The sequence below is a fragment of the Ureibacillus endophyticus genome (genome assembly GCF_003628435.1).
GTDB classification, from domain to species: domain Bacteria; phylum Bacillota; class Bacilli; order Bacillales_A; family Planococcaceae; genus Ureibacillus; species Ureibacillus endophyticus.
The window spans coordinates 24350-40509 of the sequence record NZ_RBZN01000010.1 but is presented as its reverse complement, the minus strand read 5'-3'; the positions used below and the strand labels follow the sequence as shown (position 1 = coordinate 40509).

At 34.8% G+C, this 16160-nt stretch carries 10 protein-coding genes; all 10 read left to right on the top strand.

Annotated features, from left to right (window positions below; genetic code table 11):
• Positions 1 to 111 precede the first annotated feature (111 nt).
• The 10 genes from addB (at position 112) to D8M03_RS06120 (ending at position 16134) form a co-directional block, all read left to right on the top strand.
• Complete coding sequence (gene addB, locus D8M03_RS06165; protein WP_121213908.1) at positions 112 to 3636, top strand: helicase-exonuclease AddAB subunit AddB; 3525 nt, start codon at positions 112 to 114, stop codon at positions 3634 to 3636.
• The gene (addA, locus tag D8M03_RS06160; protein ID WP_121213907.1) at positions 3614 to 7348 is read left to right on the top strand and encodes a helicase-exonuclease AddAB subunit AddA; all 3735 of its coding nucleotides are present in this window, start codon (positions 3614 to 3616) and stop codon (positions 7346 to 7348) included. Before addB ends, addA begins: the two co-directional genes overlap by 23 nt.
• A gap of 122 nt (positions 7349 to 7470) precedes the next feature.
• Positions 7471 to 8646: a DUF418 domain-containing protein gene (locus D8M03_RS06155; RefSeq protein ID WP_121213906.1), complete on the top strand. Its 1176-nt coding sequence runs from the start codon at positions 7471 to 7473 to the stop codon at positions 8644 to 8646.
• Positions 8647 to 8767: 121 nt separating this feature from the next.
• Entirely contained in the window at positions 8768 to 9670 is a 903-nt protein-coding gene (locus tag D8M03_RS06150) for a fumarylacetoacetate hydrolase family protein (RefSeq protein ID WP_121213905.1), read from the top strand.
• Positions 9671 to 9787: 117 nt separating this feature from the next.
• Entirely contained in the window at positions 9788 to 10153 is a 366-nt protein-coding gene (locus D8M03_RS06145) for a YisL family protein (protein WP_121213904.1), read from the top strand.
• Positions 10154 to 10545: 392 nt separating this feature from the next.
• Entirely contained in the window at positions 10546 to 12003 is a 1458-nt protein-coding gene (locus tag D8M03_RS06140) for an alpha-amylase family glycosyl hydrolase (RefSeq protein WP_245987485.1), read from the top strand.
• 303 nt (positions 12004 to 12306) lie between these two features.
• On the top strand, positions 12307 to 13311 hold the full coding sequence (locus tag D8M03_RS06135; protein ID WP_121213902.1) for an ABC transporter ATP-binding protein: 1005 nt from the start codon (positions 12307 to 12309) through the stop codon (positions 13309 to 13311).
• Positions 13308 to 14258: an ATP-binding cassette domain-containing protein gene (locus D8M03_RS06130; RefSeq protein ID WP_121213901.1), complete on the top strand. Its 951-nt coding sequence runs from the start codon at positions 13308 to 13310 to the stop codon at positions 14256 to 14258. The genes D8M03_RS06135 and D8M03_RS06130 overlap by 4 nt, the downstream gene beginning before the upstream one ends.
• A gap of 2 nt (positions 14259 to 14260) precedes the next feature.
• A complete protein-coding gene (gene opp4B, locus D8M03_RS06125; protein ID WP_121213900.1) occupies positions 14261 to 15223 on the top strand; it encodes an oligopeptide ABC transporter permease in 963 nt (320 codons plus the stop codon).
• 11 nt (positions 15224 to 15234) lie between these two features.
• Positions 15235 to 16134, top strand: coding sequence for an ABC transporter permease (locus tag D8M03_RS06120; RefSeq protein ID WP_121213899.1), 900 nt, complete (start codon positions 15235 to 15237; stop codon positions 16132 to 16134).
• Positions 16135 to 16160: the final 26 nt, after the last annotated feature.

Sequence of the window (16160 nt, the reverse complement as noted above, 5' to 3'; positions counted from 1 at the left end):
AATAAATAGGTGAAATTATAATAGAAAAAGAGTATTATTGATAGAAATTTACAAGATAGGAACATTTGTTCTATATATAATCTAAATTAATAGATAAGAAGGAGGAGCTATATGTCATTAAGAGTGATTAGTGGAAGAGCTGGGACAGGTAAAACCACACTTATTCATAAAGAAATTATTAATGAGTTAAAGCAACAACCCCTCGGCCCGCCAATTTATTTAATTGTCCCTGACCAAATGTCTTATCAAGCAGAGTATATGTTAACGAACAATTATGGCATCCAAGGAATTATACGAGCACAGGTTATGACGTTCAAACGTTTAGCTTGGTATATCCTACAAGAAACAGGTGGGATAGCAAAAGAGCAATTAGATAAAATTGGATACCGTATGTTAATTAGACGACTTCTTGCAGAAAATAAAGACAAATTTTCACTGTTTCGTCAAGCTGCAGATAAACGAGGATTTACTGAAGAAGTTGAACAATTGGTAAAAGAATTTAGCCAATATAACATAGATAGTGTAACTTTAAATGAAGCAATAAATAGGTTAGAAGAATCCAACGCTCCCCAAACATTAATTGCTAAAACAAAAGACTTACAAATTATCCTATCAAAGTTAGAGGAAAAACTAGGGGATAAGTATGTTGATAGTGATGGTTTTTATCCAATTTTACTCGAGCAATTACAAAATTCACAAAAACTAAAAGAAGCCCACATTTATATTGATGGTTTTACAGCATTTACTGTTCGCGAATTTGAAATTGTAAAGCAATTATTGGCATTAGCTAAACGAGTAACCATCGTACTTCCTTTCGAAAACGAACAAGATATGTATGATGACCAAGCTGTATTTTATCGACCAGCTGTCATGTACGATAAATTATTACAAGAAACTGCAAATTTCAAAGTTGAAATGGAGCCACGTGTTCATCTACATACATGTTATCGTTACAACAATAATGACTTACAACATATAGAACAGCAATTTCACGAGCCAGTGCCAACTCAAGTAAAGGCTGAAGGATTTGTAGAAATAATTGAAGGTGCAAATCGTCGAGCAGAGGTACACGCAATTGCCCGGGAAATATGTCGACTTGTGCGGGAAGATGGCGTTCGTTATAAAGAGATTGGGGTTATGTATCGACAAGCAGACCTTTACGACCCTCTCATTAATACAATTTTTAAACAGTACGACATTCCTGTTTTTACAAATGAAAAGAAATCGATGTTACACCACCCGTTAATTGAGTTTAGTCGTTCAATTTTAGAAATTGTTACATCCAATTGGCAATATGAACCGATTTTTCGAAGTGTAAAAACGGATTTATTTTTCCCATTAAACAGTAATTTGAAGGAAATGCGTGAAAAAGCAGACCTGCTAGAAAACTTTGTTATTGCACAAGGGATTTATGGGTATCGTTGGTTTGAAGATTCAAGATGGTTTTACAAAAAATATCGTGGACTTGAGTTTTTCTCTAAACATCAAACAGACGAAGAATTAAAAATGCAGCAAATCATTGATGAAATGAAATCAATTGTAAAAGAACCAATAGAAAAATTACAGCAGGAATTGAAGAATGCAAAAACTGGACGTGAAATCGCATTTGCGTTGTTTAACTGTATTGAAGAAATGCAAATATACGATAAGTTACAAGTGTTAAAGGATACTGAACTTGAAGAAAAAGAATTACATGGGGCAAGCGAACATGATCAGGCTTGGAATCGCTGGATAAATGTTCTTGACCAATTCGTCCTAATGTTTGGTGATCAAAAATTAACCGTTGAAGAAGCTGCACAAATTTTAGACGAAGGATATGATACACTTCAGTTTTCGAAAATTCCTCCTTCTGTTGATGAAGTAACTGTGGCGACTGTTGAATATTCAAGATTTGATAATAAGTCAGTCGTTTTTGTAATTGGCGTGAATGATGGAGTATATCCAATGCGTATCGATTATGAAGGATTAATCACCGACGCAGATCGTGGATGGTTTGCGGAAATTGATACTGAACTTTCGCCAACTACAAAGTTTAAATTGCTTCAAGAAGCTTTTTTAATTTATCGTGCATTTTCTTCACCTACAAATAGACTGTATGTCACATTTTCAAGTGCAGATGAAGAGAGTAAAGCATTACTTCCATCTCTTTATATAAACCGTCTGCATAAATTATTTGAGGTTGATGGAGTCAAAACGTTACCACATAAAAAGGTATTAATTGATCCAATTGAAGAATTGAATAAAAATAACGCTCTTTCTTATATACAGCATCCTAGAACATCTTTAACTTTCTTAATGACGCAATTAAGACAAGCGCAATATTCGAATGAACTTTCATCTGAATGGGTGGCATTAAAGTCAGTTTATGAACAAAATCCATATTGGAAGCAAGAATTAGAAGTGGTCATGCGTCCATTACGAAAGAAAAATATTGCAGAAAAACTAAAGCCAAACATAACAGAAGAATTATATGGTACTGAGTTAACTTCAAGTGTCTCACGAGTAGAGAAATTCTATCGTTGTCCTTTCTCACACTTTACTAGCTATGGATTAAAACTTGAGGAGCGCGCGGTTTATCGATTAGAGAACTTTGCTATCGGTGACCTTTTCCATGAAGCATTAAAATGGATTACGTTAGAGACGGATCGTTTAAACATCCATTGGAATCGTTTAACACGTGCTCAATGTACAGAACTTGCAAGACAAGCAGTAGAAAAAATTGTGCCAGTTTTTTCTCATCAAATTTTACTAAGTAGTGCCCGATATCGATACATTCAACGCAAATTAATTCGTATTGTGGAAAGAACGATGATGGCATTATCTCAACATGCAAAATCGTCATTTTTCAAACCGATTGCCATTGAGGCAGCATTTGGTCCAAATGAAAAACTACCGCCTTTAGAAATTAAATTAAATGGCGGCCGAAAAATGAATATTCGTGGACGAATTGACCGTATTGATGGAGCAAAAGTTGGAGATAAATCCTATTTACGAGTTATCGATTATAAATCATCAAGTCGCGATTTAGATTTAAATGAAGTATATCATGGTATTTCCTTACAATTATTAACCTATTTAGATGTTGCGGTTGAAAATGCAAACGTCTGGCTTGATGGAGAAGTGGACCCAGCAGGCGTTCTATATGTTCACGTTCATAACCCATTATTAAAGGGTGAAAAAGAGTTAGATGAAATTGCAATTGAAGTTGAACGGATGGAAAAATATAGAATGAAAGGCTTGCTTACTGAAAATCCAGACCCTCTGATTGCAATGGATGATAATTTAGAGTCAGGTGGAACATCGAAAATTATTCCAGTACAAATTAAAACAGATGGAGCAATTTCAGTTGCAAAGTCTAGGGTAGTAGCACCTGATGCAATGAATGAAATTAAACAATATGTTCGAACAAAACATAAAATTGCTGGTGAAGGGATAATGAGTGGGGAAGTAGGTATTCGACCATATCGATTAAAAGGTAGAACTGCTTGTGATTTCTGTAGTTTTAAATCAGTTTGTCAATTCGACCCTACTGACCAAGAGCAAGTTTACCATCAACTTCAAGCTGATAGCCGGGATAAAGTGGTATCTAAAATACGAGAGGAGTTGAAAAAAGATGGGTCTACCAATTCCGAATAAAGGACCAAATGTGACGTGGACTGATGAGCAGTGGAAAGCAATCTGGGCAACTGGTCAAGATACATTAGTTTCCGCAGCAGCGGGATCAGGGAAAACTGCGGTACTAATTAATCGAATGATTGAAAAGGTCATCTCAATAGATAACCCGATCGATGTGGATGAATTACTTGTAGTGACGTTTACGAATGCATCAGCTGCTGAAATGCGCCATCGAATGGCAGAAGCATTGGAGAAAGAAATTGCAAAAGATCCACGGAATCAACATTTACGCCGTCAGTTAAGTCTAGTGAATAAAGCTCAAATTTCAACTCTTCATTCTTTCTGTTTATCAATTGTTCGGCAATATGCATATTTAATTGATATCGATCCTGGGTTCAAAATTGCGAATGAAGGGGAGTTAGCTTTACTTCGAGATGATATTTTAGCTGAAGTACTTGAAGAAGCCTATGACAACGAGGACGAAACTAGTGTTAATGCGGTATATCGTTTAGTAGATAGTTTTACTTCTGACCGTGATGACCAAGCCATCGAAACATTAATTGAACGTCTGTATGAAATGTCTCGCGTTCATCCAAATCCGACAAATTGGCTACGTTCCTTACCAAAGCAATATACTTTGCCTGAACAAATTACAATAGATGAACTAGATTTTATTGGACCTTTAAAAAATTCTATTAAATTTAGTTTAGAAGAAGCCTTTGCACAAATTGAAGATTTTCGTCAATATACATTAAAGCCAGATGGACCATATACGTATGGTGAAACGGCGGAATTAGATTTTGCACTAATCAATGAAGCTGTAAGACGAATTAATCATGGTACATGGCAAGATTTATATGATTTCTTCTCTACCTTAAAATGGTCGACTTTATCTAGGAAAAAGTGTGATTGTGATCCTGAGTTGAAGGAAAAGGCTAAGAAAAAAAGGCAGCATGCTAAAGATATTATCGATGGTATTAAGAAGTCCTTTTTCTTAAGAAAACCTGAGCGACTATTACAAGAAATTCGTTTAATGGCGCCAATTATTGAAACATTGGTTGAATTAACAGAAGCGTTTAGTGAGAAATTTACAAATGCGAAGTTACAAAGGGGAATAGTTGATTTTTCTGATTTAGAGCACTATGCTTTAGAAATTTTAGCAGTTAAAGAAAATGGCGTTTTAACACCTTCACCCGTTGCAACGGATTTCCGAAACCGATTTAAAGAGGTTCTTGTTGACGAATATCAAGATACGAACATGCTACAAGAAACGATTTTACAACTCGTGAAAAGCGGTAGTGAAGTCGATGGAAATTTATTTATGGTAGGCGATGTTAAACAATCCATATACCGTTTCCGTCTTGCAGAACCGATGTTATTTTTAAACAAATACACTTCCTTTGAAGAAGAGCCAATTACAAGTGGATTAAAAATTGATTTAAACGCCAATTTCCGAAGTCGGAAAGAAGTCCTTCACGGTACAAACTTTATTTTTGAACAGATTATGGGCGAAACCGTTGGAGAAATCAAATATGATGAAAAAGCGGGACTGAAGCCAGCAGCACCCTACAATGAGTTAGAAGCTCCCGTGGAATTAACCATTTTATATGATGATCAAGAGGAGCAAGAAGATGAAAAGACGAGTTCAATAGAGTCTACTGAAGATGCGGCATTAGACGTGTTAATCGAAGAAGAGATGAAAAAGTCTCAACAAGAGGCTCGCTATATTATCAAACGAATCCGTGAACTGATGGATAGCGGTACGATCGTATATGATACAAAACAAAAAGATCCATCGAAGCGAGTTCGACCATTAGAATATCGAGATATTGTTATCTTAATGCGTTCTATGACTTGGTCAGGGGATTTAGTTGAGGAATTTAAAGCAGCTGGAATACCACTTTATGCAGAATCTTCAAAGGGATATTTTGAAGCATTAGAAGTAATGGTGATGTTAAACGTTCTAAAAATTGTTGACAACCCATATCAAGATATTCCTTTAGCATCTGTTTTGAGGGCACCATTTATTGGATGTACAGAAAACGAACTTGCTACAATTCGTTTAGTTAACCGTAAAGTTCCATTCTACGAAGCGGTACAAATATTCGTTAATGAGGAAAAAAGCGGATTACAATCAAATACAGCAGAAAAACTTCAACGATTTTTACAGCAATTAGATAATTGGAGAGACATGGCAAGAAGGGGTTCTCTAGCAGACTTGATTTGGCAGATTTATATGGATACCAATTATTATGAAATGGTTGGAGCAATGGGGAATGGTAAGCAACGCCAAGCCAATTTACGTACGCTTCATGACCGCGCATTAATGTATGAAAAAACATCTTTCCGAGGATTATTCCGATTTTTACGATTTATTGATCGAATGCGCTCACGTGGGGATGATTTAGGCGAAGCAAAATCAATTGGTGAAAAAGATGACGTTGTTCGATTAGTAACCATCCATTCATCGAAAGGGTTAGAATACCCAGTAGTTTTTGTTGCAGGACTTGGCAGAAGCTTTAACCAAAAGGAATATAGTGACCCTTATTTGTTTGACCAACAATTTGGACTTGCCGTAAAAGCTATTGACCCAGATGATCGAATTATGTATACTTCTCTTCCTTTTTTAGCAATGAAAGAGAAAAAGATTTTGGAAATGAAAGCTGAAGAAATGCGTATTTTGTATGTAGCCATGACCCGAGCAAAAGAACGTCTTATTTTGGTAGGATCAGTAAAGGATTGGGATAAAACTCGTGCATCTTGGGGTGAATATCAACAATTATCACCTGAAGAAATGATTCCAGATTATGTACGCGCGCGGGCAAAAAATTATCTTGATTGGATTGGACCTGCAATTGCAAGACATGCTTGCTTTGAAGAGTACAGTGATGAGCAATACATACCGATTGAACATCCTTCGGTATGGAGGGTAAACCCAATTTGTAATCATACGTTTACAAAAACGATTACAAAGGAACAAGTTGAAACACAAAATGATATAACAGAAGAAGTAGATGAGTCTATTCTAAATGAAATAAAAGAACGTTTTAATGCTATGTATCCATTTAAAGACTCGATTACTAAAAAATCAAAAACAAGTGTTTCTGAAATTAAGCGGATTGAAAATTTACAACGTGAAGAAGAACCAGAAACCTATACGCTTCAAAGTAAAGTAAATAATGCCTATAAACGTCCTTTGTTTGTACAAGAAAAAGCATTATCTCCGACTGAAATCGGTACTGTTGTTCATACAGTTATGCAACATATTCCGCAAGAGGGGCTAACTCAACATGATGACGTGATTAACTATTTACAATCATTAGTAAAAAAGAAACTACTAACAGAAGAAGAAGTAAATACGGTTGATCCAGAGAAAATTATTCAATTTTTCGCTACTACTATCGGGCAACGATTTAGTCATGCCAAGCAACTATATCGTGAATTACCATTTACATTGAGTATTGTAGATCAAGCAGGAGATTCGCAAATTGTACAGGGGATTATTGATTGCTTGTTTGAAGATGAGGATGGTAAATGGGTATTACTCGACTACAAAACTGATAAGATTTTGCCATCGTTTAGTGAAGAAAATGCCCTCAAAACTGAAATGGAAAAGCGTTATAGTGTTCAATTACGTATTTATAGCCAAGCTGTTGAATCAGTGTTAAATCTTAAAGTTGATGAAAAAATATTGTATTTATACAATGCGCAAAAAGAGATTCGGTTGAACTAATTTAAAACAGTCTATTAATGTTCAATTAATAGACTGTTTTAATCTAAATGCAAAGTAAAATAGTGTAGAATAACAATAGAAATACTTATAGTACAAGATGTAGAAGAAAAGGGAGAACAGATGTGAATTTTCAACCAACAACCTTAAATGAGAGAATCGATTCTCTCGATATTTTGCGCGGATTTAGTTTACTAGGTATTCTACTTGTCAACATGTTTGCTTTCTATTTACCAATGCCTCATATATTAGATCTAAATTATTGGTTTACTGAAGCAATGGATATTATATGGCAACAAAACCTCGATATTTATGTACAAAGTAGTTTTTATCCATTATTTTCTATGCTTTTTGGATATGGTCTTGCGATGCAATTTATGAAATCTCAAGAAACAGGGGTTAATTTCTATAAATTTGCACCCAAAAGACTAGTCATCTTATTAATTCTTGGTTTACTCCATGCCTTTTTAATTTGGTGGGGAGATATTTTAGCAACCTATGCAGTATGTGGATTTTTCTTATTATTGTTTATCCGTTTTAGTGGTGGATGGTTATTAACTTTTGGATTAGTTATAAACGGATTTTTCCACTTCTTTATTTTAGCTATTTATTTCTTAACGGGGATTGCAAGTACGGAAGTGGAAAAGCCTGCATTAGATATAGAAATGATTAATAGTGCCATTACCGCTTATGGAGTTGGTAGTTGGACAGATGCATTTACCCAAAGACTAAGTGATCTATCTGTACAATTGGGTTTTGATATGTGGATTATGTCTTTGTTGACAATTTTACCTTACATGCTAATTGGTGCTGCATTTGCAAAATGGCGATTAATTGAGCGAGCAAAAGAGCTAAAAATCGTATGGATTATCATGGCGATTATTTTTGTCTCAGTGGGACTATTTGTTAAAAGTGCACCATATACATTTACTCGTACGTATTTATTAGATTATTTAAAAGTGTATGTAGGTGGTCCTCTATTATCAATTGGGTATATTTCGTTGATTGTAAGTATTTGTTTAATACCAATTGCTAATAAACTACTTAAACCAATTGCAAAAGCTGGTCGTATGTCTCTTACGTTATACATTATGCAATCCATTATTTGTACAATCTTATTCTATAATTTTGGTTTTAGTTTATATGGACAAGTCGATGTGCAAATGGGGACGGTTATCGCAATTAGTATTTATGTAGTACAAATTATCTTTGTGGAAATTTGGTTTATCAAATTTAGACAAGGTCCACTAGAAATGGCAATAAAGCGTATAACTTACAAAAAAATATTGCCGGAAAAGTAAGCAATTTCGGAATATTTCATGTATGATGGTATAAAGTGAATAATCTTTTTGTTGATCAATTCACCACAAATAGATGGTGAAAACAATTTAAACGTAGGAATTAAAGAAGGAGCCTTTATCTATGAAGATTTTATCTTTTAAGTTTAATGGAGAAGTAAAATTTGGTCCAAAAGTTAAAAAAGAAGAAGCTGTTTGGGATGTTGTTGCGATTCAAGAAGAGCTGAATGTTCTACCTTCTTTCCCTGCTAATATCATTGATGGGGTTGCATTAGGTTTTGATTTTGTTGAAAAGATTCGTAAATTAGTAGAAGCAGCTAAAAATTCGGATAATGTTGAATCATTCAAACGCGCATTTACTGAAATCGAGTGGCTTTCACCAATTCCAAGAACTCCGAAAAACATTTTATGTATTGGTAAAAATTATGATGAACATGCAAAAGAAATGGGTGCTACTGCTGCTCCTACCGATTTAGTAGTATTTACAAAATCTCCTACATCAATTGCAGCAGACGGACAAGTATTACCAATTCATACAAGCGAAACAGACTCACTAGACTATGAAGGTGAATTAGCAGTTGTCATCGGAAAAGTTGGGAAAAATATTGCGAAAAATCAAGCTTTAGATTATATCTTTGGCTACACAATCGCAAACGATATTACAGCACGTGACTTACAAGACCGTCACAAACAATATTTCTTAGGTAAAAGTTTAGATGGATCTTGTCCATTAGGGCCATATGTTGTAACGAAAGATGAAATACCTAATCCTCAAAACTTAACGATTGTAACGAAGGTTAACGGTGCAATCCGTCAAAATGGTTCAACAAAAGATATGGTATTTTCAGTAGAGGAGTTAGTATCAATTCTTTCACAATATGTTACTTTAGAGCCTGGAGATGTTATTTTAACTGGTACTCCTGCAGGGGTTGGAAAAGGAATGACGCCACCAGTATATTTAAAAGCTGGAGATGAAGTGAAAATTTCAATTGAAGGAATTGGAACTTTATCAAATAAATTTGAATAAAAATCTACTAACCTATTTATAAATTTTATAAAGGTTTAAGATAGACTATTATATTTGAATCCCCACTCAGTACTATGGTAGGATAATGCTGTAAAAGAAAATTAAGGTGGGGAAAACATGGATTTCTTAACAAGTTCTACGCATCTACACATTACAACATGGGTAGTTGCACTTGTACTTTTCTTTGTGGGTGCTTTAGTATCAAAATCTAAAGGTATACACATGGCTTTACGTCTATTTTATATTTTAATTATCATTACTGGTGGCGCTCTATTTATTGAAGCGATGGACTATGGTATGGGTATGGATTATGGAATTAAATTCTTACTTGGTATTCTGGTAATCAGTATGATGGAAATGGTATTAACTCGACAAAAGAAAAACAAGCCAACTACTGTATTTTGGATTTTATTTGCTATTTTCCTATTTGCAGTATTATTCTACGGATTTAAATTACCAATGGGTATGAATTTCTTAGCATAAAAGAAAAATCGCTGGGTACAGGACGTACTTTGCGATTTTTCTTTTTTTGTTTATAATTGTATGGATTAAGAGGCTTTTCTCTTAGAAAGGACGAGAAACATGATACCTATCCTCATGCTAATATTCATACTTCTATTAATTGTTCTATTTATTGTTTTTGTTTTTATACAAAAAAATGGAGATAATCATTCTGTGGATGGGTTATTATCTCAGGAACAAGTGAAACAACTTCAAGAAAGAATGAAACAAGAAAAGTAAAACATTACTCTGAATTATGTTGTCACTGATTTGTCTTATTTACATTAGAAATGTTTAATTCGTATAGAAATGATAGCCGTGTTTCTTTTTTTTTTGGTAAAATGTCGATGGTATGTTTAAAGGAGAGGGATAATTTGAAATTTAAAAAATGGATTTGTGCAACTGCTGCATCGATCTTGTTAGCTACTACATTAAATACAACTTCCATTGCAAAAGCAGAGGTAACAAAATCAATTGCAGACGAAAGTATATATGATGTTTTAGTAGACCGTTATTTTAATGGAACTGGAGAAAACGATTACAAGGTTGATCCACTAGACCCATCAAAATTTGCTGGGGGAGACTTTAAAGGTATAGAACAACAATTATCTCTCATTTCTCAAATGGGCTTTTCAATTCTATCATTAGGTTCTGTTTTTGCTACTGAAACTTATAACGGGACGATGACGACTAGTTATTCAGAAATAGAACCACAATTTGGGACAAGCGAAGAGTTTACTTCCTTAATCAAAACATTGAATGAAAATAAAATAAAGGCGATGATTGATTTTCCTTTAACGAATGTTAGCGCCAATCACGAATGGGCAAAAGATCCATCAAAAGCTGATTGGATTGTTGGAAAGTCTGGTAATAAAATTCGATGGGATTTAAGAAATGTAGATGTGCAAGATGCTTTAATTGATAGTGTGGTTAATTTTATTTCTACATATAATATTGGAGGCGTTCGTTTAACGAATCTTGATATTGCAGATACAGCTTTTCTTAATAAAATGATTGAGGCAATCAAAAAAGTAAATAATGAAATTTACGTTATTTCTAATGAAGAAAGTGATGCAAATTTCGATGCGACTTTTTACGATGAAAATCATGAAACTTACCGTAACATTTATAAAAATGTTGACCAAGATTCTTCCAACCAATTAAAACATGTTGAGCCTTTTGCAAAAGGGGAAGGGTTACCAACGCAATTAATGATAGACAACTTAAACACAGATCGCTTTGTTTTGGATGTAGAAGCCTTTCCACCTACAAGACTTAAACTTTCAGTGGCTTCTACACTATTACTACCTGGTGTACCAGTTATGCAATATGGAACTGAGATTGCAATGAATGGTGAAGCTGGTCCAGAAGCTCACCAACTATATAACTTTAAAACAGATGATGAATTAGTGAACTATATTGCGAATATCCAAACCTTACGAAACAAGTCTGAAACGTTGCGTCGTGGTGAGTTTAAATTAATTAAAAATGAAAATGGTTTTTTAGCATTCGAACGCTATTCGGATGATGAAAGATGGATTGTTGTAATTAACAATACTGGGAAAACAACGAGAGTCGATATCTCAGCTGACGACATTGGTGAAGATAAAGAACTACGCGGTATGTTAGAGAGTGATGTAATTCGTTCAAATGATGATGGCATTTATCCTATCGTATTAGATCGTGAAGTTGTTGAAGTTTTCCAGGTTATCGATAAAGTTGGTATTAATAAATTGTATATTGTTTTATTAGCTATTGTTTATGTTCTATTTATTTCGTTCATTGTTGCGATGATGAGACGTAGTAAACGAAAAAGAGCGTTAGAAAAATAAGATACAAGGGGCCGTCTAAAAAAAGTTCTTTTCAGACGGCCACATTGCTTCTAGGATGGTGGCATTTTGATGCGACCACCGCAACTTAAGAGATTTATCTCGGAGTGTCCAAAAGGTTTTTACTTTTTGGACACTCTTTTTATTTTCATAACTCCTGAGCGATTTTTAAACTTAATCTTTTAACAATCATAAATAGAATCATGGAGAAATATACCTTTAGAAGAGAACAAGTTTCATACTGCATAGAGTTTTTTCATATGATGAATGATTCGAATTTCAAAATGAGTTGGAAGGAGAATTCATTTGAAAAGCACCGGAGAAATATTAAAAATTAAAGATTTACATATAGGGTTTAAGATTAATGATGAATTTTACGATGCGGTAGATGGCGTGTCGTTAACTTTAAAAAGAAATGAAATCCTTGCAATTGTTGGGGAATCAGGTTGTGGGAAAAGTACGTTGGCAACATCTATTATTGGTCTACACGATCCAAATAGTACCCGTGTTTATGGAGAGATATTATATAGAAATCAAAATCTTCTAACCTTGGGGGAAGACCAATTAAATGAAATTCGTGGTCCAGAAATCGGAATGATTTTTCAAGACCCCCTTTCATCTTTAAATCCACTCATGCGGATAGGAGATCAGATTGAGGAAGGGTTAATTTATCATACAAAACAAAATGCTGAAGAGCGAAAAAATAGAGTACAAGAGTTATTGCAACAAGTTGGCATACAAAACCCTGAACGTGTTGCAAGGCAATTCCCACATCAATTGTCAGGAGGGATGCGACAGCGTGTTATTATTGCGATTGCCATTGCATGTAAACCTAAAATACTTATAGCTGATGAACCAACCACAGCCCTTGATGTGACAATTCAAGCGCAAATTTTAGATTTATTGCTAACGCTTCAACATGAAACAGGAGCTGGAATTATTCTAATTACCCATGATTTGGGAGTTGTAGCGGAAGTTGCTGATCGTGTAGCAGTTATGTATGCAGGTGAAATTATTGAAGAAGCGCCAGTAAAGGAATTATTCCTGCATCCTAAGCATCCTTATACTCGCTCATTGTTTCATTCCATTCCACAGATGAGTTCGTCATCAGAACGTTTAAATGTAATTCAAGGGATTGTTCCTTCCCTAATAAATTTACCTAGAGAGGGTTGTCGATTTGCATCCCGCATTCCTTGGATAAAAGCAGAAGCACATGAAAAGAATCCACAAATTCATGAAGTGGCATCAGAACATTTTGTTCGTTGTACTTGCTATAAAGAATTTCACTTTAAAAAGGAGAGAAATTCATGAGCTTTATGGTAATTCAAGATTTAAAAGTTCATTATCCAGTTCGTGGTGGGATTTTTAATCAAGTAGTTGATACTATCCGTGCTGTGGATGGAATCTCAATGGAATTTGAAAGTGGAAAAGCATATGGACTTGTTGGAGAGTCGGGATGCGGGAAATCGACAACTGGAAGGGCAATTATTGGTTTGGAAAAGATTACTTCTGGTCGGGTGATTTATGAAGGGGTCAATGTAACAAATAAAAGAACGAAGCGAAAATCTTCCTTCAATCGGGATGTACAAATGATTTTCCAAGATGCTCACTCAAGTTTAAATCCTCGAAAAAGAGTACGAGATATTATTGCAGAGCCAATTCAAAACTTTTTAAAACTATCACTAAAAGAAGAAGAGAGAAAGATAAGTGAATTACTAGAAATCGTAGGAATGCCAGAAGATGCAAAATATAAATATCCCCATGAATTCTCTGGTGGTCAAAAACAACGATTAGGAATTGCACGGGCGATAGCGACAAATCCGAAATTGATTATAGCTGATGAACCAGTTTCAGCACTGGATTTATCCGTACAGGCTCAAATCTTAAATTTCATGAAGGATATTCAACGTGAATTTGGATTAAGTTATCTTTTTATTTCCCATGATCTCGGGGTCGTAAAGCATATGTGTGACTACATATCAATTATGTATAAAGGTCGTTTTGTGGAATCAGGAACAAAAAATGATATTTACAATAATCCACAACACATTTATACGAAACGACTACTTTCTGCAATACCACAAGTTACACCAATTGGTAGAGAAAGGCGGAAACGGGAGCGTATTAAAATAGAAAACTATTATCAAGAACAATATAAAAATTATTTTGATGAAAACGAGAGAGTGCTAGATTTAATACCTATCAGTAATACCCATCATGTAGCAGCTACTTTACCGATGCAGAAAGGGGGGATATGACATTGGGAAAAACAATCATACGGCGTTTTATTATTATGATTCCACAATTATTTGTCCTAAGTATCCTCGTATTTTTCCTTGCAAAATTTATGCCGGGAGATCCGTTCACAGGCTTAATTACTCCTCAAACAGATCCGGCAAGGCTAGAAGAATTATCAGAAAAAGCAGGCTTAAATGATCCATGGCCAATACAATATGTTCGCTGGATTGGTAATGCATTACATGGGGAGTTTGGGATTAGTTACACATTTAAAAGGGATGTTGGGGATTTAATTGGTGAAAGGGCCTTAAATACTTTTTGGCTATCATTATTAAGTGTCACTCTACTGTATGCAATTGCAATTCCTTTAGGTATTTTAGCGGGGCGATATCAAAACTCCCGATTAGATAAAACAATTATTCTTTATAGTTTTATTACCTATGCAATTCCGACATTTGTATTAGCACTGTTGTTTCTTTTTTTATTTGGCTACAAGCTTGAATGGTTTCCTACAAGTGGAAGTGTGGATATCGAATACAGTTCAGGCACTCTCCAATACTATTGGAGTAAATTCCACCATATTCTTTTGCCTGCTATTACCTATGCGATTCTCGGCACAACGGGAATTATTCAATTTTTACGTTCTGAAATTATCGATGCAAAAGGAATGGACTATGTTCGTACAGCCAGAAGTAAAGGCATTCCTATAAAGAAAGTTTATACAAAACATATTTTTCGTAATAGTTTATTACCCATCGCAGCATTTTTAGGGTTTACCATTACGGGATTATTAGGTGGCTCCATCTTTATTGAAACCATTTTTGGTTTTCCAGGAATGGGGCAACTGTTTGTCTCTTCCATTGCTTCTAGGGATTATAGCGTCATTACAGCACTCGTAATGTTATATGGTTTTTTAACATTATTAGGAAGCTTATTATCCGACATAATTATGAGTATTGTAGACCCGCGCATTCGAATCGAGTAGGGGGTTATAGGATGGCTAAAAGAAAACGCAAAAAATATACGAAAAACGCTCCGCCAACAGGTTTACAAGTCATCTTTCGAGAGTTTTTAAAAGATAGAGTGGCATTTTTTTCTTTTGTATCGCTTGTTATCGTGATTTGCGGAGTCTTTATATGGTCATACCTTTTTATTGACCAAGAAGCTTTAATGCGTATCAACTTACAAGACCGATACGCTGAACCAGGAGGAAAGTTTTTATTTGGAGCAGACCAAGGTGGAAAAGATATACTTGGGCAACTGATTGTTGGTGCTAAAAATTCTCTCTTCATAGCAATGGCAATTACAATAATAACTGGCATTTTTGGGGTTATTGTTGGGTTAATTTGTGGATACTTTGGAGGATGGATCGATAATCTTTTTATGCGAATAATTGATTTTTTCATTACGATTCCATCTTTAATGTTAATTATTGTTTTTGTTACAGTCGTTCCGAAGTATACGGTAGCTTCTTTTATCTTTATTATGAGCATGTTTTTATGGACAGGTACTGCGCGGCTCGTTCGCTCAAAGACATTAACTGAAAGTAGAAGAGATTATGTCCTTGCATCCAAAACACTTGGAACGAATGATTTTGTTATTATCTTCACGGGCATTTTACCAAATTTGAGTTCAATCATTATTGTAGAAATGACATTAAACTTCGCTGGAAATGTAGGGATTGAAACGGGGCTTTCTTATTTAGGATTTGGTCTTCCAATGTCTACTCCATCGCTTGGTACACTTGTTAGCCACGCGAATAATCCACTTGTGTTGCAACAATATTGGTGGGTTTGGCTACCAGCATCTATCTTCATTTTGTTTATGATGTTGGCAATCAATTATGTTGGTCAAGCATTGCGTAGATCTGCGGATTCAAAACAGCGGTTAGGATAATAATAATACTAATTAACTTTGCCAGT